At 44.9% G+C, this 23,394-nt stretch carries 23 protein-coding genes and 1 riboswitch; of the genes, 3 read left to right on the top strand and 20 right to left on the bottom strand.

Going from position 1 to position 23,394, the window contains the following annotated elements:
- Window positions 1–6: 6 nt before the first annotated feature.
- From thiW to ACW6PM_RS08095, 9 genes are all read right to left on the bottom strand, one after another.
- On the bottom strand, window positions 7–552 hold the full coding sequence (thiW, locus tag ACW6PM_RS08135; RefSeq protein ID WP_456056824.1) for an energy coupling factor transporter S component ThiW: 546 nt from the start codon (window positions 550–552) through the stop codon (window positions 7–9).
- Between the two features lie 11 nt (window positions 553–563).
- Window positions 564–1,874: a phosphomethylpyrimidine synthase ThiC gene (gene thiC / locus ACW6PM_RS08130; protein WP_456056823.1), complete on the bottom strand. Its 1,311-nt coding sequence runs from the start codon at window positions 1,872–1,874 to the stop codon at window positions 564–566.
- 96 nt (window positions 1,875–1,970) lie between these two features.
- Complete coding sequence (thiD, locus tag ACW6PM_RS08125) at window positions 1,971–2,762, bottom strand: bifunctional hydroxymethylpyrimidine kinase/phosphomethylpyrimidine kinase (protein WP_456056822.1); 792 nt, start codon at window positions 2,760–2,762, stop codon at window positions 1,971–1,973.
- 82 nt (window positions 2,763–2,844) lie between these two features.
- Entirely contained in the window at window positions 2,845–3,495 is a 651-nt protein-coding gene (gene thiE / locus ACW6PM_RS08120; RefSeq protein WP_456056821.1) for a thiamine phosphate synthase, read from the bottom strand.
- Window positions 3,496–3,578: 83 nt separating this feature from the next.
- The gene (locus tag ACW6PM_RS08115; RefSeq protein WP_456056820.1) at window positions 3,579–4,496 is read right to left on the bottom strand and encodes a hydroxyethylthiazole kinase; all 918 of its coding nucleotides are present in this window, start codon (window positions 4,494–4,496) and stop codon (window positions 3,579–3,581) included.
- Window positions 4,497–5,319: 823 nt separating this feature from the next.
- Window positions 5,320–6,081: a 4-hydroxy-tetrahydrodipicolinate reductase gene (gene dapB, locus ACW6PM_RS08110; RefSeq protein ID WP_456056819.1), complete on the bottom strand. Its 762-nt coding sequence runs from the start codon at window positions 6,079–6,081 to the stop codon at window positions 5,320–5,322.
- Between the two features lie 24 nt (window positions 6,082–6,105).
- The gene (gene dapA / locus ACW6PM_RS08105; protein ID WP_448753822.1) at window positions 6,106–6,996 is read right to left on the bottom strand and encodes a 4-hydroxy-tetrahydrodipicolinate synthase; all 891 of its coding nucleotides are present in this window, start codon (window positions 6,994–6,996) and stop codon (window positions 6,106–6,108) included.
- A gap of 120 nt (window positions 6,997–7,116) precedes the next feature.
- Window positions 7,117–7,289, bottom strand: a riboswitch (Lysine riboswitch).
- Between the two features lie 101 nt (window positions 7,290–7,390).
- A complete protein-coding gene (locus ACW6PM_RS08100; RefSeq protein WP_443596120.1) occupies window positions 7,391–7,870 on the bottom strand; it encodes a cob(I)yrinic acid a,c-diamide adenosyltransferase in 480 nt (159 codons plus the stop codon).
- Between the two features lie 121 nt (window positions 7,871–7,991).
- Complete coding sequence (locus ACW6PM_RS08095; protein ID WP_012743359.1) at window positions 7,992–8,612, bottom strand: single-stranded DNA-binding protein; 621 nt, start codon at window positions 8,610–8,612, stop codon at window positions 7,992–7,994.
- Between the two features lie 211 nt (window positions 8,613–8,823).
- Between ACW6PM_RS08095 and typA the strand changes: the two genes are divergently transcribed.
- Entirely contained in the window at window positions 8,824–10,656 is a 1,833-nt protein-coding gene (gene typA, locus ACW6PM_RS08090; RefSeq protein ID WP_448753821.1) for a translational GTPase TypA, read from the top strand.
- Between the two features lie 70 nt (window positions 10,657–10,726).
- On the opposite strand, the gene ACW6PM_RS08085 is transcribed toward typA, so the two are convergent.
- From ACW6PM_RS08085 to hisA, 4 genes are all read right to left on the bottom strand, one after another.
- Window positions 10,727–11,941: an LL-diaminopimelate aminotransferase gene (locus ACW6PM_RS08085; protein ID WP_308668374.1), complete on the bottom strand. Its 1,215-nt coding sequence runs from the start codon at window positions 11,939–11,941 to the stop codon at window positions 10,727–10,729.
- Window positions 11,942–12,096: 155 nt separating this feature from the next.
- A complete protein-coding gene (locus tag ACW6PM_RS08080) occupies window positions 12,097–12,648 on the bottom strand; it encodes an ANTAR domain-containing response regulator (protein ID WP_456056818.1) in 552 nt (183 codons plus the stop codon).
- Between the two features lie 15 nt (window positions 12,649–12,663).
- Complete coding sequence (gene glnA / locus ACW6PM_RS08075) at window positions 12,664–13,995, bottom strand: type I glutamate--ammonia ligase (protein WP_308668372.1); 1,332 nt, start codon at window positions 13,993–13,995, stop codon at window positions 12,664–12,666.
- 1 nt (window position 13,996) lies between these two features.
- Window positions 13,997–14,782, bottom strand: coding sequence for a phosphoribosylformimino-5-aminoimidazole carboxamide ribotide isomerase (hisA, locus tag ACW6PM_RS08070; RefSeq protein WP_456056817.1), 786 nt, complete (start codon window positions 14,780–14,782; stop codon window positions 13,997–13,999).
- Between the two features lie 282 nt (window positions 14,783–15,064).
- On the opposite strand from hisA, the gene guaB reads away from it, so the two are divergent.
- Both guaB and ACW6PM_RS08060 read left to right on the top strand, forming a co-directional pair.
- On the top strand, window positions 15,065–16,522 hold the full coding sequence (gene guaB, locus ACW6PM_RS08065) for an IMP dehydrogenase (RefSeq protein WP_308668370.1): 1,458 nt from the start codon (window positions 15,065–15,067) through the stop codon (window positions 16,520–16,522).
- Between the two features lie 31 nt (window positions 16,523–16,553).
- Window positions 16,554–17,831, top strand: coding sequence for an HlyC/CorC family transporter (locus ACW6PM_RS08060; RefSeq protein ID WP_443598474.1), 1,278 nt, complete (start codon window positions 16,554–16,556; stop codon window positions 17,829–17,831).
- On the opposite strand, the gene ACW6PM_RS08055 is transcribed toward ACW6PM_RS08060, so the two are convergent.
- The 7 genes from ACW6PM_RS08055 to ACW6PM_RS08025 form a co-directional block, all read right to left on the bottom strand.
- Entirely contained in the window at window positions 17,797–19,530 is a 1,734-nt protein-coding gene (locus tag ACW6PM_RS08055; protein ID WP_456056816.1) for an InlB B-repeat-containing protein, read from the bottom strand. The two genes, ACW6PM_RS08060 and ACW6PM_RS08055, sit on opposite strands and share 35 nt — an antisense overlap.
- 2 nt (window positions 19,531–19,532) lie before the next feature.
- Window positions 19,533–20,405, bottom strand: coding sequence for a hypothetical protein (locus ACW6PM_RS08050; protein ID WP_456056815.1), 873 nt, complete (start codon window positions 20,403–20,405; stop codon window positions 19,533–19,535).
- Between the two features lie 3 nt (window positions 20,406–20,408).
- Window positions 20,409–20,807, bottom strand: a complete 399-nt coding sequence (locus ACW6PM_RS08045; RefSeq protein ID WP_308668366.1) for a hypothetical protein — start codon at window positions 20,805–20,807, stop codon at window positions 20,409–20,411.
- A gap of 1 nt (window position 20,808) precedes the next feature.
- The gene (locus ACW6PM_RS08040; RefSeq protein WP_456056814.1) at window positions 20,809–21,273 is read right to left on the bottom strand and encodes a hypothetical protein; all 465 of its coding nucleotides are present in this window, start codon (window positions 21,271–21,273) and stop codon (window positions 20,809–20,811) included.
- Window positions 21,274–21,291: 18 nt separating this feature from the next.
- A complete protein-coding gene (locus ACW6PM_RS08035) occupies window positions 21,292–21,438 on the bottom strand; it encodes a hypothetical protein (protein WP_012743372.1) in 147 nt (48 codons plus the stop codon).
- Window positions 21,439–21,623: 185 nt separating this feature from the next.
- Window positions 21,624–21,998 carry a hypothetical protein gene (locus ACW6PM_RS08030; RefSeq protein ID WP_308668364.1) on the bottom strand — a complete coding sequence of 125 codons (375 nt, stop codon included), beginning with the start codon at window positions 21,996–21,998 and terminating at the stop codon, window positions 21,624–21,626.
- A 10-nt stretch (window positions 21,999–22,008) separates the two neighbouring features.
- Window positions 22,009–23,394 carry a hypothetical protein gene (locus tag ACW6PM_RS08025; protein ID WP_456056813.1) on the bottom strand — a complete coding sequence of 462 codons (1,386 nt, stop codon included), beginning with the start codon at window positions 23,392–23,394 and terminating at the stop codon, window positions 22,009–22,011.

Here is a 23,394-nt window from a genome sequence, read left to right as displayed (position 1 = left end):
CGGCTATTACTCCAGATTTTCCTTAAATGCTGCCAGTGCACCGTTTTTCTTAAGAATCAGCATGACAATTGCTGCCACTATGCTTCCGGCTACGGTCGATATAAGGAATGGCACTATGTATATAAACATGCCGTCCGGCTGAATAAGCATCACGTATTTTGCCAGAGGATACGCTGCAAGGCCTCCGAGTATGCCGGTGCCGAGCGCCTCTGCGATACATGTAGGTATGATTTTTTTGCTGAATCTGTACATCAGTCCACAGCACAGCGCACCTACCATGCTTCCCGGGAATGCCATGAGGCTTCCAAGCCCTGTCAGATTTCTTATGATACTCGCACAAAATGCCACACCGACACCCCATGCAGGTCCTAAGAATACTGCTGCGCATATATTGACCATGTGCTGTACGGGTGCACATTTGCTGCCGGCAACAGGGAAGCTTATTAAGCTTCCTGCTACGGCAACTGCCACGAGCACTCCTGCCATGGCAAGCTTTCTGATTGAAATAGTTGATTTTTTAATGTTCTTTTTAGTGTTCTCTTTGCTTTCCATTACTACCCACCTTATAGTATATCAATATGCTCTCCTGCGAGTGCCTTGTTCATGCTTCGCACTGCACAGAACTTACCGCACATACTGCATGCCTCGCTGTGGTCATCCTCAGGCAGACGGTCATCCCTGATAGCCTTAGCTGTCTCAGGATCAAGTGCACATGCAAACTGTGCATCCCAGTCGAGCACACGTCTGGCATCTGCCATCTTATCATCTATATCTCTGGCTCCTGGGATTCCCTTTGCAATATCTGCTGCATGAGCTGCAATCTTTGAGGCGATGATGCCCTGCTTTGTATCCTCCACATTTGGAAGAGCAAGATGCTCGGCAGGTGTCACGTAGCACAGGAATGCTGCTCCGTTCATTGCTGCCACAGCTCCACCGATTGCTGCTGTGATGTGGTCATAGCCCGGTGCTATATCTGTTACGAGAGGTCCAAGTACATAGAATGGTGCTCCCATACAGATTGACTGCTGTACCTTCATGTTTGCTGCTACCTGATCAAGCGGCACATGTCCCGGTCCCTCTACCATGACCTGTACATTGTGATCCCACGCACGCTTTGTGAGCTCTCCAAGTCTTACAAGCTCCTCTATCTGGCATACATCTGTTGCATCTGCCAGGCAGCCCGGTCTGCAGGCATCTCCGAGAGAGATTGTCACATCGTGCTCCTCACAGATTTCAAGTATCTCATCATAGTGCTCGTAGAAAGGATTTTCCTCTCCTGTCATGCACATCCATGCAAATACAAGGCTTCCTCCACGGCTTACGATATTCATCTTACGCTTGTGCTTTTTAATCTGGTCTATTGTTTTTCTTGTGATTCCGCAGTGAAGTGTGACAAAGTCCACTCCATCCTCAGCATGGAGTCTGACTACATCGACAAAATCCTGTGCTGTAAGTGTTGCAAGATCACGCTGATAGTGGATAACACTGTCATAAACAGGAACTGTTCCTATCATTGCAGGACATTCGCTTGTGAGCTTCTGTCTGAACGGCTGTGTGTTGCCATGGCTTGAAAGATCCATGATAGCCTCTGCTCCAAGCTTTACAGCGCTCATGACCTTCTGCATCTCCACATCATAGTCCTTGCAGTCTCTTGAGACTCCGAGGTTTACATTGATTTTTGTGCGAAGCATGCTTCCAACACCCTCTGCATCAAGTGACTTGTGATGCTTATTGGCCGGAATAGCTACCTTTCCGCTTGCAACAAGCTCCATCAGCTTGTCTACATCCATCTTCTCCTTCTTTGCTACCTTTTCAATTTCAGGTGTTACGATGCCCTTTCTTGCGGCATCCATCTGTGTTGTGTAATTACTCATTGTACTCTCCTGTTCTTTATTTTATTACTGTTAAATTAGTAGTTATTACTATTCTTATTGTTGTTACAGCTATTAATTATTTAACATGTGCTTATCTCATTGTATGAACAACGCTCCATGATTCATAGGACCGCTGCCGTGTCCCAGATCAAGCATGGCTTTTAAACATGCTGTGACATATCGCTTGCCGTTATCCACAGCCTGCTCAAGCGATAGTCCCTTTGCCAGACCGCTGGCTATCGCTGAAGAAAGCGTGCAGCCTGTGCCGTGTGAGTTGGGATTATCCACTCTCTTTGTCTCAAATGTGATAATTTGCTTTCCATCCCACAAATAGTCACACACACATGCCGTGTCTGTGAAATGGCCTCCCTTGCTTAAAACCGGACAACCGTATTTATCATAAATGGCCTTTGCTGCCTCTATGATATCATCCTTGCTTTCAATCTGTCTGCCTGATATCACCTCAAGCTCAGGGATATTTGGCGTAATGATATCAGCCAGCGGAAACAGCTTCTCCATCAGAGTGTTTGCTGCATTTTCTTCAAGCAGCCTGCTTCCGCTTGTAGCAACCATCACCGGGTCCAAAACTATGTTTTTTGCCTTGTACTTTACAAGACCTGCGGCAATCGCCTCAATCGTATCTACCGATGATGTCATGCCGATTTTCACCGCATCCGGAAAAATATCCGTAAAAACAGCCTTCATCTGTGCCTCGATAAAATCTGCCGGCACATTCATCACCGCGTCAACTCCCATGGTATTTTGTGCCGTGAGCGCTGTGATGACACTCTCGCCAAATACACCGTTTGCAAGCATGGTCTTTAAATCAGCCTGCACGCCTGCGCCGCCACTTGAATCACTTCCCGCAATTGTAAGTGCTGTATGCATATCTACGCTCCTTTCTGAATTTTGTTATTTCTCTTTAATTCTTGTTTAATTACTTTAATCACTGCAGTGTGACCTGCTGCAATTACAGCATTTTATCGCATATTTCTGCCAGCTCTTTGGCTGCAGCCTTTATATCTGCGCTTGCAAATATCGCTCCTACCACGGCGATTCCTGCAATCCCTGTGCCCTTTAGTGTGGCTGCATTGTCTGCATTTATGCCTCCGATTGCAACAACCGGTATATCGACAGCCGCTGTGATTTCACGCAGAAGCTCCTTTGTCATAGGCTTTGCATTGAGCTTTGTGGTAGAGCCAAACACTGCTCCGCTTCCCAGATAGTCAGCACCGTCAGCCTCTGCTCTCTTTGCCTGCTCCACTGTCTTTGCCGTGACACCTATTATCTTGTCGGTTCCAAGAAGCTTTCTGGCCTCTGCCGGATTCATGTCATCCTGTCCCAGATGTACTCCGTCGGCATCTATATCAATTGCAAACTGCACATTGTCATTGATGATGAGCGGCACCTTGTGCTCGTGACAGATTCTCTTTATCTCAAAAGCCTCCTGATACTCATCCTTTAGCCCTGCATCAGAATATGTACTAAGGATATCCTTGTCACGGATCTGAATCATAGTGGCTCCGCCCTCTATCGCAAGCTTCACATGCTCAGAAAGCCTCGCTCCGTGCAGCCACTGCCTGTCTGTTATAGCGTAGAGCTTTAAATCAGTTTTGTTCATATAAACCTTTCACCTCTTATCCTGTTATTTTCCAAATATAAGACTCATGACCTGCATACCACTTGTCTGTCATATAGCGATATTCACATCAGTGCATAATAACCATCGCATATATGATATACTGCATCAATCAGCCTGTCCCTATATGAAGCATTTCCGGGCTTAACAAAATGACAGCTGTTTGTTCCCATATCACACTCTGCCATAGCAGAGGCCGCAAGCCCTCCTGCCCTCTTCATGCAGCTAAGTGCTGCCGTGACTGCACCGTATTTATCATCGCAGGAAGCCGCAACAAACGAACAGATAAGCCCTGAAAGCATACATCCGGTGCCTGTCACGCGCTTCATCATCGGATGGCCGCCTGTGATGCTTCCTACCCTGTAATTATGTGAGCATCCGTCAGCATCAGGCACAACAACATTCATCACATCGGTGTTCATTGCACCACTTTCATTATAGTCATAACCACCGGCTTCATCACATAATTGTGCCACATAATCTGTCTCACCTGTAATCACACAGATACAGCCATATCGCAGAGCCGCCCTGCACGCAAGCGCCTTTGCATCAGACTCATCTGCCGTATCGGTCACTTCCACACCGCCATCGCACCTGCCATGCTCCATAACAGCCTTGATTTCAGACAAATTGCCCTTAATCACATCCACCTGCACCTCGTCAAGCAGACTCATAACAAAATCCATCCTGAAGCGGCTCACTCCCACGCCAACCAGGTCAAGCACAATAGGAATGCTCTTTTTTGCAGCCCTCCTCGCAGCAATGCGCATCGCTTCAAACCTCTCCTCAGAAGGAGTGCCTATATTCAGGTTCAGCCCATCGCAGATACCGGTGACCTCGTCCATCTCCTGAGGCGCCATAGCCATAATAGGCCTCGCCCCACATGCCAGCTCAATATTTGCCACATCATTGATAGTAACCATATTTGTGATGTTGTGGATCAAAGGACTGCGCGACTTAAGCTTTTCTATAAAATTATCCATCTGTATCTCTTTACAAGTATTCATAATCACCCACGCATTCAAAAAGCGGATATACCGCCAATGAGTATATCCGCCTAAAAATCGTGCGATATTATCCTACGTTGGCATTATCCAAATCAGGTTATGGGTCAAGACACTACCAGTCTACTCTCAGCCGGCTAAATGCCAGCTCCCCTGTTGTATTTTGTAACTATCACGAACCACACCACGCACATTCGCAAAAACGCACGATGCTCGTGCTTTGTCTACACTCCGTTACGGTCCGCGCTGAACAAACGTCCCCTGGACGTTTAGCGCCGCTGCTACGCAGCTACTTTTGCTCATATGTGTGGGGGTGGCTCTATTCGAGCCCCCTTGAGAACAAGAAAACCTGCTGCTTACATGCAAGCATGACGCATCAGCTTTTTTTGTTCTCAGTGGTTCTGAATAGTCATTACATCTAATATAATACGCGCTCCCCAATAAATCAAGCAAAATCCGCAAGTGTACCCATATTCGTACATTGAGAGCCACAACGTAAGGGCGTAAGCCCCGGGCACTGGGGATGTACACGCACTCTCCCGAAGCGCGAATAGCGAAGTGGCTTAGATACTGTAGAAATTATGCCCATGAAACGTAGAAACACCCCTGCATGGACGCAGGGGTGAGGAGAACCGCGCCACGGACGGCGCGTTTCGACGGTTTCGTCAAGCATAGAAACCCATCAAGCATAATTTCGTACAGAATCTTAGCCACGTAGCGTAGCGCCCCGGGAGAGTGCGCGTGCACCCCTGTGCCCGGAGCTTACGCCCGACCTATCGCCACAATGATAAACAGCCTAAATCTACTTAGCTGCAATAACATCCGCCATATCGTAGTGACCTGCACTCTTTCCCTTAAGGAACTTGGCAGCCTCAACAGCACCCTTCGCAAAAACAGCCTTAGAGTAAGCAGTATGCTTAAACTCAATCACCTCATCCTGTCCGCAGAAAAGTACCTCATGCTCACCGACAATGCTTCCGCCTCTGACAGCAGAAATACCGATTTCCTTAGGATCACGCTTCTCTCTGCGCTGGCTGCGGTCGTAAACATAGTGATACTCGTTGTCCATAGCCTCGTTGATAGAATCGGCAAGTGCAAGCGCAGTGCCTGAAGGTGCATCAAGCTTTAAATTGTGATGCTTCTCAACAATCTCCATATCGAAGCCTGCCGGTGCGAAAACCTGTGCAGCCTTTTTAAGAAGAGCCATAAGAGTATTTATGCCAAGTGACATGTTTGCAGACTTGAGCACTGCCACCTTCTTGTAGCACTCCTCGACCTTTGCAAGCTGCTCGTCACTAAGACCTGTAGTGCATAAAACAACCGGAACCTGCTTGTCCACGCAATAGTCCAGCACTCCGTCAACAGCCTTGGCATTGGAAAAATCTATGACCACATCAGCGTCCACATCACATTTGTCGATGCTCGAAAAAACAGGATAGTCATTGTCTATTCCATCATATAAATCAATACCGGCTACAATCTCGATATCAGCATCAGCCTTACAGATTTCTGTGATAGTCTGTCCCATTTTGCCGTTGCAGCCATTCATAATTACCTTTGTCATTTTATCGTATCCTTTCTCGTTGTACTAGGCAAGCTTTAAGCCATAAGCCTTCATGACCTCAGCAAGCTTCTTTGCATTATCCTCACCCATCTCGCACATAGGGCTTCTGAGAGGTCCGACATTCATACCCATCAGGTTCATAGCCTTCTTTACAGGGATTGGATTTACCTCTGAGAAGAGTGCATCTACAAGTGGAAGAGCCTCTCTCTGAAGCTCTAAGGCGGTCTGTAAATCGCCCTTGAAGAAGCTGTCGCACATATTGTGTACCTTTGCAGGGGCTATATTGCTCCATACTGAGATTACTCCGATTGCGCCGATAGACATAAGAGGCACTACGAGACCATCTTCGCCTGAGTACATATCAAGCTTTCCGTCTGTCAGGTACATTGTCTTTGAAGCCTGTGCCAGATTTCCTGTAGCCTCCTTGAGTCCTACGATATTTTCCTTTGTCTTAAAGAGCTCTGCCATAGTCTCCGGGAGCACGTTGCAGCCTGTACGTCCTGGTACGTTGTATACGATAATAGGACACTTTGTGCTGTCTGCAATCTGTGAATAGTGGCTCACAAGACCGGCCTGTGTAGCCTTGTTGTAGTATGGTGTGACAACGAGCAGTCCGTCTGCACCAAACTCCTCTGCCTCCTTTGAAAGCTGCATAGCTGTCTTTGTGCAGTTAGAGCCTGTGCCTGCCACTACAGGTACACGATGCTTTGTAAACTCTACTGCAGCCTTTATAGCCTTTGCATGCTCCTCCATTGACAGGCATGGGCTCTCGCCTGTGGTGCCTGCGATGACGATAGCATCTGTGCCATTGTCAATCTGCATATTGATAAGCTCCTCGAGCTTGTCGTAATTAATCTCCTCGTTATCGTACATAGGTGTAACGATTGCTACTCCTGCTCCTTTGAAAATTGCCATGATTTTATCTCCTTCTTGCTTTTCTTTATCGGTATTGATTCTCTTAACGTATAGGTATGACGCTGTCTGCCTCTAAGCGCTAAAAAACCGGCTCCTTAGAGCCGGTCCCAATTCTTCATGAATCACGATAGCTCCCCATCAAATCTGATGACAGTCATAAGGCTGTTCGCCATATGCCCAGGGATATATCCGCAGATGATAAATCCCTTCGGCGCTATTCCTTTCATCTCCCATCAACTGCCCCTGCGGCATCCGGAAAGCTACTCATAAGTCGCGCGACCTCTATCTGTTAATCAAATTATTTGTATACAGCAGATGATATAACTGCCTCACACTTGCACTAATCATATCACCAAGCCTGTGTATTGTCAACTCACATGACAATATTTCCTTACTATTTTTCCGACGCGATATTATAAATCTCATCAGCCATTTCCCTGATTCCATCATCAAGCACACGACCTGTCATAATAACTGTCACATCATCCGGCCTTGAAGCAAGCATATCCGACAGCTCCTCCTTGGAAATCAGATGCAAATCCAAAAGTCCAAGCATCTCATCAAGCACAACAACCATGTCAGCACCGGTTGATATGACCTTCTTAGCATAATTAAAGCCATTCTTGATATTCATGATTTCTTCCTGCTTGCTCTCATCATCAAGCTGCTCAAAGAGTATTCCCGCCCTTGAAAAATTAAAGAATTTTACCTCCGGCTCGAGCTTTTTCAAAAATTCCGGCTCCTTTTTTCCCTTTAGGAACTGAATAACGACAGCCTGTTTACCTTCGCAGGCAGCACATATTGCACTTCCTATAGCGACATTTGTCTTGCCATGTCCCTCGCCATAATAAATCTGTACTGCACCGTTCTCCATAATAATCATGCCTCCATACACATAGCTTTTCTACTGATATGCAACCAATAATATCTAGTAAAATACCACAATCTGAGATTTATTGCAAATTTTCGTGGAAGTCACAAATCCTCATGCAATACTATGCCTCAATCTTGCTCACGGAAACCTCATACGCCGTTCGCTGCTCCACCTGTGTCTCACTCAGCTTTTTCACATAGTCCCTGCTCTGGATTCTGCCCCATATCTGCACATGTGTACCCACCTCAAAGGTCGACGCAAATCTGGCATTTCTTCCCCAGCAGATACATGGAATATAGTCTGACTTGCCATATGAGCGGTTCACTGCCACAAGCAGGTCTGCAATTTCTCGTCCAAGCGGTGTTTTCCTGTATATGGCCTCCTTGCAGATATAGCCGTCAAGGAAAATCTGATTGGCTGCGTCCTCATCATAATCACTGTCCAATACTTCAAGCTCCCTTGCAAAAACAGACAGCACAAGCCTGTTTTTCTTCTCCTCATGCCTGTTGAACGAGCGGAACTGACCGCCTATATATACGCTTTTGCCTATGTAGTCACCCTCCACATTGATAAGTCTCTCTGACACCATCACCGGAATATAGTCCATGCAATCCGAAAGCCTTCTGACCGAAACCTCCATCATATAGAAGCCCTCACCATACACCTCGTGACTAAACTGAAAATCCGAAACGATTTCTCCGATTATTGATACCTGGTTGTTTTCAAACATTTTATCTGCCATGAATTTTTTGTCTCCCTTCCTTTTGTAAAATGTTTTTCCAGCTATTTTTAACATTTCCACAAAGTATATTTTCTCAAATAATGTCGACAAATCCAATAACATTTCACTTAATTTTTTAAAAACTTTCAATGAAAACTTGCACATTGGAAAAATTATGATAGAATAAGTTAGTTGCAAACTTAGCTTTATTTATTAAAGAAAGAAGGAAAATATGAAAACAACAAGAGACGATATTCGTAATATAGCAATTATTGCCCACGTTGATCATGGTAAAACAACACTTGTAGATGAGCTTCTCAAGCAAAGCGGTGTGTTCCGTGACAATCAGGAAGTTCAGGAACGAGTAATGGATTCAAACGACATCGAGCGTGAAAGAGGTATCACAATCCTCTCCAAAAACACAGCTATTCAGTATAAGGACATCAAAATCAACATCATCGACACTCCGGGTCATGCTGACTTCGGCGGTGAGGTAGAGCGTGTTCTTAAGATGGTAAACGGCGTTATCCTCGTGGTTGATGCCTTCGAGGGTGTTATGCCACAGACCAAATTCGTAGTTATGAAGGCACTTGCACTCAAGCTGCCTATCATTGTCTGCGTCAACAAGATTGACCGTCCGGAGGCACGTCCTGACGAGGTCATCGATGAGGTATTAGAGCTCTTCATGGATCTCGATGCTTCTGAGGAGCAGCTTGACTGCCCATTCGTTTTCGCATCAGCAAGAGACGGCTATGCCATGAAGGACTTAAACGACGAGAAGAAGGATATGACTCCTCTCTTCGAGACAATCGTAAACTACATCCCGGCCCCAACAGGTGATCCGGATGCCAACACACAGATTCTCATCAGTACAATCGACTACAACGAGTATGTAGGACGTATCGGAATCGGTAAAGTGGATAACGGTAAAATCAAGGTCAATCAGGAGGCTGTCGTTGTAAACCACCACGACCCTGACAAGCTTGAGAAGGTCCGTATCAGCAAGCTTTACGAGTTTGACGGACTCAACAAGGTAGATGTAGCCGAGGCAGGAATCGGCTCGATTGTAGCAATCTCAGGTATCGCAGACATCCACATCGGAGATACAATCTGCTCACCGGAAGCACCTGAAGCTATTCCTTTCCAGAAGATTTCAGAGCCTACAATCTCTATGAACTTTATCGTAAACAACAGCCCTCTTGCAGGACAGGAAGGTAAATTTGTCACAAGCCGTCACATCCGTGACAGACTCCTTCGCGAGCTCAACACAGATGTCTCACTGCGTGTCGAGGATACAGACTCACCTGATTCCTTCAAGGTTTCAGGACGTGGAGAGCTTCACCTTTCAGTACTTATCGAGAACATGCGCCGTGAAGGCTATGAGTTCGCTGTAAGTAAGGCAGAGGTACTCTACAAGTATGATGAGAACGGCAAGAAGCTCGAGCCAATGGAGCTTGCTTACATCGATGTGCCTGACGAATTTACAGGAGCTGTTATCTCAAAGCTTCAGCAGCGCAAGGGCGAGCTTAGAAATATGGGCTCTATCGCAGGTGGCTACACCAGACTTGAGTTCCACATCCCAGCCCGTGGACTTATCGGATACCGTGGCGAGTTCATGACCGATACAAAGGGTAACGGAATCTTAAACACTATGTTTGACGGATATGAGCCATACAAGGGTGAGATTGCATACCGTGCAACAGGTTCACTCATTGCCTTTGAGTCAGGTGAGGCTGTAACCTACGGACTCTTCTCTGCACAGGAGAGAGGAACACTCTTTATCGGACCTGGTGCCAAGGTTTACTCAGGAATGGTTATCGGACAGTGTTCAAAGGCCGAGGACATCGAGCTCAACGTATGTAAGAAGAAGCATCTTACAAATACACGTTCTTCATCAGCAGATGAGGCACTCACACTCGTACCACCTAGAGTATTAAGCCTTGAGCAGGCTATCGACTTTATTGATACAGATGAGCTTCTTGAGGTAACACCTGAGAGCCTTCGAATCAGAAAGAAGATTCTTGACCCTACTCTTCGTAAGAGAGCCGGCTTCAAGAAGAATTAAAGCATGCCTTTACAAAAAATACCGTCAGGGAACATCTCCCTGACGGTATTTTTATTTCACCTGATTTATTTTACAGTGCCTTGATTCTCTCAAGTGCCTTTACTGTGTTCTCATAGTTTCCGAAAGCAGTCAGTCTGAAGTAGCCCTCTCCGCTTGGTCCAAAGCCTGAGCCCGGTGTACCTACCACGTTGGCATTCTCAAGCAGGTAATCGAAGAACTCCCATGATGTCATCTGATCCGGTGTCTTGAGCCAGATGTATGGTGCATTTACTCCACCGTAAACTGTAAAGCCTGCCTCTGCAAGACCTGTCTTTATTGTCTTTGCATTGTTCATGTAGTATGCTACCTGATCCTTAAGCTGTGCTTTTCCGGCATCTGAGTAAACTGCCTCGCCTGCTCTCTGCACAATGTATGGTGCACCGTTGAACTTGGTTCCGTGACGGCGTGCCCACATTGCATGAAGCGAAACATCACCACACTTAAGCTCCTTAGGTACTACTGTGAAGCCAAGACGCACACCTGTAAAGCCTGCGTTCTTTGAGAAGCTTCTAAGCTCGATGGCACATGTCTTTGCACCGTTACACTCATAGATTGAGTGTGGCACATCTGCCTCGCTGATATATGCCTCATAGGCTGCATCAAAGATGATGACTGAGCCGTTCTTGTTTGCGTAATCAACCCATACCTGTAACTGATCCTTTGTGAGAGTTGTTCCTGTAGGGTTGTTTGGCAGACACAGATAAATCATATCCGGTACTTCCTTTGGAAGCTCCGGAACAAAGCCGTTATCTGCTGTTGACGGCATATAGATTACATTGCTCCAGGTCTCTTTCTGAGCATCGTATGTGCCTGTTCTTCCTGCCATGACATTGGAATCAACATATACAGGGTAAACAGGGTCTGTAACAGCGATACGGCTGTTTGCTGAGAAAAGCTCCTGGATGTTGGCTGAATCGCTCTTTGCTCCGTCTGAAACAAAAATCTCATCGGCTGAGATATCGCAGCCTCTTGCCTTGTAGTCATTGTCTGAAATTGCTTTTCTTAAGAACTCATATCCAAGGTCCGGTGCATAGCCGTGGAATGTAGCTGCATTTCCCATCTCATCAACTGCCTTGTGCATAGCATCGATGATAGCAGGTGCAAGCGGCTGTGTTACATCGCCGATTCCAAGCCTGATAATTTCTTTATCCGGATTAGCCTCCTGATAAGCAGCAACCTTTTTAGCTATTGTGCTGAAAAGGTAGCTTCCCGGTAATTTCTGATAGTTATCATTAATCTGAAACATGTTTATCTCTCCTTTGTTACTTTACAATAAGTCTAATTTATCACTTTACTACGCAAGTGTAAATATGTTTTTTTATCATTATTTCTTTCATAAAATATTATGCTGCCTGCAATTATATTTTTATATAGCTGTTCAAGCCTTTAACATCGACAGCCCTACACATCAGTCATAAGACTTAGTATCATCTGTGCTGTTTCCACAAGTCCTGTGCCGTTATCCATGCTTCGCTTCTGGATGTAGCGGTGTGCTTCCTCCTCAGAAAATCCATTTCGCTCAATCAGTACAGCCTTTGCACTGTTAAGCATCTCCTGGTCTTCCTTTGAACGTACCTTTGGCCTTTGCCTGAGCTTTTTCCTTCGACGCGTTATCGTGTAATCCATCATCTCGACAGTCTGCAAGAGCTCATGCACCTTAAGTGGCATGGATAATGACATCAGATTATCCACATTCTTTTCCATAATGCCCGCTGCCGACGCTATGAGAAGCATCTGAAACTCCTTAGGCATATACTCGTATACCTCACTGTACATCATGTCTGAAAATCTGTATCCGCATATGATGATACCCATATTCAGGCCATTCATGCTCGAAAGTGCCGAAGCTCCGGTATTTGCAACCGCCGTGACTGTATAACCGCTCTGCGCTAATATTTTTTTGATTGAATTGGCTACTTCCTTTTTAGGAAATGCTATCACAATATTATTCACGGTCCGTTACATCCTTTAAAATTTGTACAGATATTCATCTATTTCCCATTTGGTAACCGCAGCTCTGTAATCGTTCCACTCTGCCTCTTTTGCCTCTATATATTTGTTGTAGATGTGCTCTCCGAGTATCTCGCGTATAAAGTCATCTGTCTTAAGGCACTCAACCGCCTCATGCAAATCAGCAGGAAGTGATTCAATTCCTAGTCTCTTTTTATCCTGTTCTGTGAGCTCAAATACATTCTCACGCAGCTCTGCGTCAGGCTGCAGCTTATTCTTTATGCCGTCAAGTCCTGCTGCCAGACACAGTGCCAGCACCAGATATGGATTTGCTGAAGGGTCAGGATTTCTAAGCTCCACTCTCCTTCCCTCACCTTTTGCTGCCGGTATTCTGATAAGCGGACTTCTGTTTGTAGCTGACCATGTGATATAAATCGGTGCCTCATAGCCCGGCACAAAGCGCTTATATGAATTGACAATCGGATTGGTGATGACCGTCATACCCTTCATATGCTTCATGATGCCTGCTATGAAGTGGTATGCCTCCTCGCTGAGCCCAAGCTTATCATCCTCATTGTCAAATATATTGACACCGTCCTTTGAGAGTGACATGTTGATATGCATTCCCGAGCCGCTCACACCATGCTTTGGCTTTGGCATGAAGCTTGCAAAAAGTCCATGTCTCTTTGCGATTGTCTTTATAGCAAGCTTGAAGGTCATGATATTGTCGGCTGTATGAAGTGCCTCCTCATACTTGAAATCAATCTCATGCTGTGCAGGTGCCACCTCATGGTGTGATGCCTCTATCTCAAAATCCATATCCTCAAGAGTTAAAACCATGTCTCTTCTGGCATTTTCTCCCAAATCATTTGGACCTAAATCAAAGTATCCTGCTCTCTCATGTGAGATGGTGGTAGGCTGTCCGTTCTCATCCAGGTGGAAAAGGAAGAACTCACACTCCGGACCTACATTAAACATATAGCCCATCTGCTTTGCCTTTTCAATCTGCTTCTTTAATATATAGCGCGGGTCTCCCTCAAACGGTGTGCCATCCGCCATATAGACATCACAGATGATTCGTGCAACCTTGCCCTGCTGTGGTCTCCATGGAAAAATCATAAAGGTGTCAAGATCCGGGTGCAGATACATATCCGACTCCTCTATCCTCACAAAGCCCTCTATTGATGAGCCATCGAACATGCACCTGTTGTCGAGTGCCTTCTCAAGCTGGCTGGCTGTAATAGCCACGTTTTTTAATGTTCCAAAGATATCCGTAAACTGTAAACGGATAAACTCGATATCCTCCTCATCCACTATGCGGATAATATCATTCTTAGTGTATTTTGCCATTTTAAATCTCCTTATTATTGCAAAAAGCTATAACCTTATCGTACTCCATCGCACCGCCAAACAAATCAAGGGCACTGCCTATCGTCACATTCAGATGGTTCTGTCCAAGCTGTCTGATGCATTTTAAATCATCAAAGGATGACACACCGCCTGCATATGTGACCGGTATCCTTCCCCAGCTGCCAAGCATGGCGACAAGCTCCTTTTCGATGCCGTTTACCCTGCCCTCAACGTCCACTGCATGTACCAGAAACTCACAGCAGTATGAGGACAGCTTATCCAAAAGCTCTGTGGTCACGGCCTCATCCGTGAATTTCTGCCAGCGGTCAGTTACTATATAATACTGTCCGTCCTTTTTGCGGCATGACAAATCAAGCACCAGCCTGTCACTGCCCACAGTATCTTTAAGCCTGTTTAGATTTTCATAGTTTATCCTGCCGTCTTTAAATACGTATGATGTCACTATAACTGCTGCTGCACCGGCATCTATAAACTCCATCGCATTGTCTGCAGTGATACCGCCGCCTACCTGTAAGCCCTGCGGATACGCTTTGAGTGCCATAACAGCCTGTTCCTTTGTAGCCTCATAATACTCGCTATCCACAGAATTGAGCAGAATGATATGGCCGCCCTTTATGCCGGATTTCCTATACATATCTGCATAAAACCGGCTGTCCTGCTCTGAGACAAAGTTCTCACTGGCAAAGTCACCCCTGTCTTTTAATGAACCACCGACAATCTGCTTTACTTTTCCGTTGTGAATGTCGATGCATGGTCGAAACTCCATATTTTTCTCCCTGGTTTAGATTATTGTGGCTTAAAATCGTCACTGCCCACGCTTTAGTGTGACATGCAAATATTGAATGAAAGCCACTCAATATAAAATATAACATAAATTACACTTTATTTGCAAAGGACTTACATTAGTTTTACTAATAAATAATATAATAATTTCATATCGGGCTTATAACTGCTTGACACTCACTCTTTAATTTGCTATCATCATACAAATTACATTAGTATATAAAGTATACCAGCATAATAACATAAGAAAGAGAGGAATTTAAAAATGGGTACTATTATCGGCGAAGGAATTACATTTGATGACGTTCTCTTAGTTCCACAATACTCTGAGGTAACACCAAATATGATCGAGCTTCAGACACATCTTACTAAGAAGATTGTCCTTAACATTCCTATGATGAGTGCTGCAATGGATACAGTCACAGAATCAAAAATGGCTATCGCAATGGCCAGACAGGGTGGTATCGGAATCATCCACAAAAACATGTCTATTGAGGCACAGGCAGACGAAGTCGATAAGGTAAAGCGTTCAGAAAACGGCGTTATTACCGATCCGTTCTATCTTTCTCCAGACCATACATTACAGGATGCAGACAACCTGATGGCAAAATTCAAGATATCAGGTGTGCCAATCACAAAGGACGGCAAGCTCGTAGGCATCATCACAAACCGTGATCTGAAGTTTGAGACAGACTTCACAAAGAAGATTTCAGAGTCTATGACCTCTGAGAATCTCATTACAGCTCCTGAGGGCATCACTCTCGATGAGGCAAAGCAGATTCTTGCAAAGGCAAGAAAGGAGAAGCTCCCTATCGTAGACAAGGACAACAATCTCAAGGGACTTATCACTATAAAGGATATCGAGAAGCAGATTAAGTATCCTCTTTCAGCAAAGGATGATCAGGGTCGTCTCCTCTGCGGTGCCGGTGTAGGTATCACAGGCAACATGATGGAGCGTGTTGATGCTCTTGTTAAGTCTCATGTTGATGTCATCGTTGTTGACTCAGCACACGGACATTCAAAGAATATCCTTGAGGCTGTTAAGAAGATCAAGGCTGCTTATCCTGACCTTCAGATTATCGCAGGAAATATCGCAACAGGTGCTGCTGCCAAGGCTCTTATCGAGGCCGGTGCAGATGCAGTAAAGGTTGGTATCGGACCTGGTTCTATCTGTACAACACGTGTCGTTGCCGGTATCGGTGTACCACAGATTACAGCTATCATGGACTGCTACAAGGTAGCTAAGGAGTATGGTGTTCCTGTTATAGCAGATGGTGGTATCAAGTACTCAGGTGATATGACAAAGGCTCTTGCAGCCGGTGCCAACGTATGTATGATGGGCTCAATGTTCGCAGGCTGCGACGAGGCTCCGGGAACCTTCGAGCTTTATCAGGGAAGAAAATACAAGGTATACCGTGGCATGGGTTCTATCGCTGCCATGGAGAACGGAAGCAAGGACCGTTACTTCCAGGAGGGTGCTAAGAAGCTCGTTCCTGAAGGAGTTGAGGGTCGTGTAGCTTACAAGGGAACTCTTGAGGATACAGTATTCCAGCTTGTCGGTGGTATCCGTTCAGGAATGGGCTACTGTGGCTGCAAGACAATCGAGGATCTCAAGGAGAATGGCATGTTTGTCAAGATTACCGCTGCTTCTCTCAAGGAGAGCCACCCACATGATATCCATATCACTAAAGAGGCTCCTAACTACAGCACAGACGATAAATAAAACACACATATAATATAACGAGGTAAAATATTTGGACGCTGACGACATATCGCAGATTATATTCTTATTAATACTATTAGCACTCTCCGCATTTTTTTCATCCTCGGAGACTGCTCTTACTACCGTAAACAAAATACGCATGAGAACCCTGGCTGAGGCCGGCAACAAAAAAGCCCAAAAGGTGCTCAAGGTGACTGAGAACTCTCCAAAGATGCTCTCAGCCATCCTTATCGGAAACAACATCGTAAATCTTTCAGCATCATCGCTCACCACCTCGCTCGCCATCAAGCTGTTTGGCAGCGTCGGAGCAGGTGTTGCAACCGGAATACTTACATTCCTTATACTGATCTTCGGAGAGGTCTCTCCGAAGACACTTGCCACCATAAAGGCTGACAAGATTTCACTCTCGATCGCAGGCTTTATATCAGTGCTTATGATAGTGCTGACACCTGTAATATTTATCATCAACAAGCTTTCACTCGGAGTCATTTTCCTCTTTGGCATACGCCAAAGCGACGCCAAGCGTGTCATGACCGAGGAGGAGCTTCGTACAATCGTTGATGTGGGTCAGGAGGACGGTGTCATCGAGGACGAAGAGCGTGATATGATTCACAATGTATTCGATTTTGGAGATGCCGAGGCCAAGGAGGTCATGGTTCCACGTATTGATATGACATTTGTCCATGTTGATGCTACATATGATGAGCTGATTTCAATATTCAGAGAGGACAAATTTACCAGACTCCCTGTGTACGACGAAAGCACTGACAACGTGATCGGTATCGTAAATATGAAGGATCTGCTGCTCCTTACAGATGAGGATAAAGAGCATTTTTCCATCAGGGATATCATGCGTGAGCCATACTTTACATATGAGCACAAGAATACAGCGAATCTGTTTCTCGAGATGCGCGAATCATCTATATCGCTTGCCATTGTCTTAGATGAATACGGTGTCACAGCCGGACTCATCACACTCGAGGATCTCCTAGAGGAGATAGTCGGTGAGATACGTGATGAATACGACTCTGACGAGCAGGATGATATCACAAGAATAAATGACTACGAATACATAGTTCTTGGCTCTGCAAATCTCGAGGATGTAAGCGATGAGCTTGGTCTGCACCTCGAATCAGACGACTATGACACAATCGGTGGCTACTGCCTTGAAAAGCTTGACCACCTGCCTGAAAAAAATGAAATAATCATCACTGATGACAATATCCTTCTCCGCATAGAGGCTGTTGATAAAAACCGAATCGAAAAGGTCTATATCAAATTGCCAAAGCCTGCCGAAGAAGAGAATTAAATTCAGGATCGTTTAACCAGCGGGAGTTCTCCATGAGACCTCCTGCTTTATTTTTGCCGTAATACTTTTCGCTTATAAACCTGATCTTTCCAAAGGCTTTGGTTCTCTCCTTGACCTGAGTATCTGTAAATGTGATGGATATAGTCTTTTGTGTGATATTTCCATAGCTGTCCTTTGCCTCAAGCACTATCTCTATGATATCCTTGTCACGTGCGCTTTTTATTTTACGCTCGTCAAAATTCTTCACCTTCAGATAATTTATCTCGTTATCACCAAATGCAATATCACCGTCCTCCACATCGGTTGCAGATATAAGGCTTCCTATCAGCTGCTCTGTTATACTGCCATCCCTTGCCTGCTTTATCGAAAAGAACATATCATCCGCCTCTATGGTAGGCTCATGCTCCCAAAGTGCATACATATGTATGACCGCCTTATCTGTATACTCTATCCCCAGTATCCTGCACAAATCAGCTACCTGTATACTATCTCCCGGTGTATATTTTATATCAGGATACGCTTCTCCTAAAATCCAGCCTATACACATATGCCTGCTCGGCAATGTCACCGTGTCACTATACTTCGCAGTAACAGATGCACCGGTATCATATTCTATGGTATACTCGTTTTCCTGCCATACTGCGTATATATTCTTCGACGGCCTGTTTGACTCAATCCAGCTGTTTGCCACGCCACACAATAGCGGATATCCGGCGGTCGTATCATATGAATTATTCCCCCAGCCTGTCATATGATATCCGGCCAGCTGCCAGCTCACTGCCGGAAAAGCCTGATTGATGCCTCCATATGTGTAGCGCTTTGTGGTCTTTTCCGTATCAGACGCACTCGTGTTCCGCCAGAATGTCACATCTATAGTCCCCGCCTTTGCGTATGCCGTATAAGTGCCACCTGAATTTACATAAAACCCATATGATGATGAGTTCATTGACGTATCATTATTCCAATTCGTGAAATCATATCCGGTAGAGCTGCTCGCACTTATTGTCACATACGTACCATAGCAGTATGTACCTCCCCCTGATACACTGCTAATGCCTGTAGATTTTCTGACATCAATTGTATGAAACAGCCCTCTCACCGTCTTGCCATAATACGAATACAGTGCTGTGAGTGCGCTGTCCGTCCAGTTTGCCGCTTTGGATATGCCTGCATATGTGGTATAGACCTTCCCCCAGAAAGGGCCGTTATCATTCATACCGCCCTTATTCTTGCCGTTTACGCGAAGTACCATGCAGGCATCGAGGATGATGGTGCAGGAGCCGGAGCTAAGGGCATTGAGTGATTCCTGACTCATTCTGTTCCTAACATATCTCAAAGGAATTTTGTACATCATATATTCCTTTCCACCTGACTTCGCCTGACATTTGAGTGTCATATAGCTTCCACCCATTTGATAATAAATGGTCTGAATAACATTACCACTACTATTCTTTACACTCATCTTATATCCTATTGTCCTATATTTTGTTCCTGAGGTAGATGTATTTCCGGCTGAACAGAAATAAATATCTCCCTCATATATGTTTGTAGCCTTAAAAACTGCACTGTTTCCGTAACTATTATAAAATTTAACCGGCTCACTCCATTCATCTGCAATAATATTGCTTTTCTCAAAATTTACCCCTATACATAAAAATAGCAATACTCCTACTATTAATTTCTTTAAAAATACTTTCATAACTAAAAAATACCAGCTCCCCACATATAGCATATCAGATATCCGTATTCATCATATTCCCCTTTAGTGTACAATCCAGTAAAATTATAGAATCCATTGCTTTCATCCAATGCTGACTTATAATCAGGAATATCATTCTTTGAAGGATAAATACATCTGTCAGCACCTGAAATTCCTGCTGAATTCATTGGTAATCCCCACTCTTCTTTCATTTTATGTGCAATCTGTTCCGCCAAATACGAATCAGATATACTTCCATCTGTCCACTGTTTCACCAACGAATCAATATACGCCTTCTGCTCCCCGCTCATGCCATTTCCGGCCTTACTGCCATAAAATATCCATCCCGGTGCAACATACTCATTTTTAGGTGCTTCCGGCTGCGCAGGCTCACTTTGAGCCGGTTCAGGTGTAGCTGTCTGATTTGATGCTGCCGGTTTTGAATCATTACCGGCAGGTTGTTGTGCATTATCACTGCCTGTAGATGACTTTTTACCGGCTGCTGCTTTGTCTTCTGATGATTTTTCTGAAGATTTATCTGATACTGTATTTGCATTATCTGAATTACCGGCTGCCGATGCAGAATTGTCATTGGCAGCTGATTGTGTACCGTTATTTTGCTTATCATTTTGTTTATTGTCCTTATCAACTACATTTGATTCCTTCAAAGCATCCTTTTTCACAAGCTCAAGCGCCTCGCTTTCAGCTACAATATCCTGCGCATTTTCAGTCACACTGACAGACCGGGAATCCTTTTTCTTGCCCTTCTCTCCTGATTTTGAGCTTACTGCCACTGCTATACATATGATAAGAATTATTGCTATTATCACTGCCGGTATAATGAATAAAAGTCTGTGTTGTTTTTCGTTTTTCATACGCTAGTTATCCTCCATTGGCTGATCTGCTACAATAGTCTTTTTGCAGCTTATTTTCTTTGTTACACCTGTAGGAAGCCTGAACTCTTCCTCTATCCCTGCTGAAATAATGCCCTTTTCCATATCACAGACATAGACTGTGGTACTTGCGGTACCGCCTGCTGTAAGCCTCTCATTAATGTCCTCTATGACAGCTTTTTCCACATCATAGCTGTTTACAGGCTTTTTATCCACGATATACATATTGGGCTCGTAATATCTGTTCATAGCACCCGAAAGCGCTAATGACAGGCTCTTTTCCATCTGGTTTTCTCTGACTGTCATATTGTATACACTAAGTCCCAGCATCGCTGTATACACTACAATGAGACAGCCAATTATTCCAAGCACTACATTTTTCATTTTATATACCTGCTGCCTTTCTATTAATCGGAACACTTATCCTCACATGATCCCTTGTGCCGTTTTTGCAGGTTATCCTGACATGCATATCATACACGCCATAATCCGGAAAGCTGAGTGACCGGCCATCGGCTGACACGCTGTGAGTACAGTCATTTCTGCCTGAATCATACAAAGCATAAACCTCAAGCTTATCCAGATTATCCTCATGTGCTGTAACCTCAAGCAGGTCATACACACTGTAGCTTACGGCATTCTGACGCATTTTCTCCTTTAGCTCAATGCCCGGAACCGGTATATTTTTTATGCTGTCATAGCTGTTGTTTGCGCTATTTTCACTCAATATATCCTGCGTCGCAAACGCCACACCCATTTTGTTCTTCAGAGCCCCAAATCCTGACAGCAGCGCAATTCCTACAACCACCGCCACTATCATGGCTCCATATGTCTGCATTATCTCCTTCATCTATCATCTCCCGGTTATCTAAATCGCACTGTTGCCCCATATATTTATGAGCTGCGCAAGCATGCCTCCCTGAGCCAGCACAATATTTCCCATCAGCACGAGAAATGCACTTGTGGCGGCCGCTGCAATCAGCACGCCTCCATACTGTCTGAATACTTCTTTCATGTTCTCTTACCTTTACATACTTTTAATCAATTCGGTTATTATCACAGCAGGGTGGACACATACACAAGCACACCGACCGCTCCACTGCCTAAAAGAAGCATAATAACGCTTCCTCCCAATTCTTCTATTAATAGCTCCATCTGTTTTCTCCTCCCTCTTATACAGCCATGTCCACAAAAAGAGTGCTACAACGCATAGCCGCTCAGCACATGCTCCTGCTCTATTCCGAAAAATGCTACCGCGTAATTGAATTTAAGCTCCACTCTTGCCTTTTCTATCTCATCTGACGAGGCGATTTGTGATGCATCTGTGACTGTCTTTATGGAATTGTCTGTCATATACAGCTTAAGCTCCAGGGTATCTCCTGCTTTTGATGCATTTTCAAAGCAGGTCTGAGCAACCAAGCTGTCATAATCACTGTCCTCAAGCTCATTGATAATCTGCGCATGAAGGTTTTGTGCCTCAACGACAGTCATAAAGCCCGACAGCACACCTGATGATGTCACCACCATAAACATAATCAAAAACACACCTAAAAAGGTCTTCATTATCTGACTCACCGCGCACCTCCTACACTACCTTGTAAGCCAAAAAGCTTATAAGGAAAATAGCCATATCAACTATCATCTTAAAGGATGCTGTGATAACAGGCGCCAAGAATAGCAGATACATGCCGGCGGTCTTGTCCTTAAGCCTCGCGGTGTCCGCTGCATCAAGCATCTCCAGATTCTTCGTAATCAGCTCATCAATCTGGCTGCCGCTATTGCCGCTGTTTCCAATGGAAACTGCATACAGCATGCCCATGGCTGCATTTATCTCCGGCAAATTGAGGCAGTCAAGGAACCTGTGATACGGATCAGAGCTCTCCGGCTCAACATCCAGTCTTTCCACAAGCGTATTTACCTCTTCCTTAAGTATCACAGGTATGTGCTCTCTCGACTTTTGTATGGCAACCTGCACATTTTCACTCTGAAACAGCAGGGCGAGGTCCATCAGCCACTTTGGAAATGCACTCTTTACATCTGCTATCAGATTTTTCTTCATAAGCCTGTGGCCTATACGGTGCTGGTTCAGACATACAAGAGTAACTCCCATAGCTGCAACAGCCGGCCACTGTCTGTCAGTATACAGTAAAAATGCACTTGCTAATGCCGGTATAACAGCCATAAGAATTGACGCTCGAAGCTCCTTTGCCGAATTGTACGCCTTGTATTCCTCAAGCTTTTTGGCATGCTTATCATCCTCAGGCAGCAGATCAATAGCCAGATAATCCACTTCAAGGAATTTCTGTCCCCAGAGTATGATAAAATCATCAAGCACTATAAGAGCAACAGACAGTATCTGCACTATGATATTGCTGCTGATATCCATGCTCAAAACCGGCAGATAAAGTATGATTCCGCTAATGATAACAGAGGTCACAACTGATAAGATAATCTGATGAAACATCCTCTGTCTGTCCTCGATATTGTGCAGTATCCTGCGCTCCCATGCACTCTTATCCTTAAGCAGTATTTTGGCAGACTCATTGATATCACCGCCATAATACTCGGCATGTGCCATAAACTCGTGTGCATTCACTATGCGGTTGCATTTGTACTCATCCTCAATAATCCTCATAGCATCCACAAACACCTCTGTCTCATCAAATGTGAGCAGCATATGGTCAAGAGCTCTGCTAACAGTCTCCTTCATATGGCCATCTGCCAGCGTACTCTTTACATCCTCAAATGCACGGATTATCTTCTGCTCCTTCAAAAATGAATACAGCAGGGTGTCAATATACAGCGATACATCCAGAAAGCGCTTTCGCGCTTCCTGAAATCTTTGTCCCTTGATACGGTGAAAATACTGCATAACAAGAAGAAAAACAAGCACCACTGCCGTACACACCCAGTTTAGCTTGAGCAAAAGATGCAGCACATATGTCAGAAATAAGATCAATATATATGTCAT

The sequence above is a fragment of the Agathobacter sp. genome, assembly GCF_977054825.1.
The sequence above is the reverse complement of the archived record's forward strand: the minus strand, read 5'-3'. Positions and strand labels throughout refer to the sequence as shown.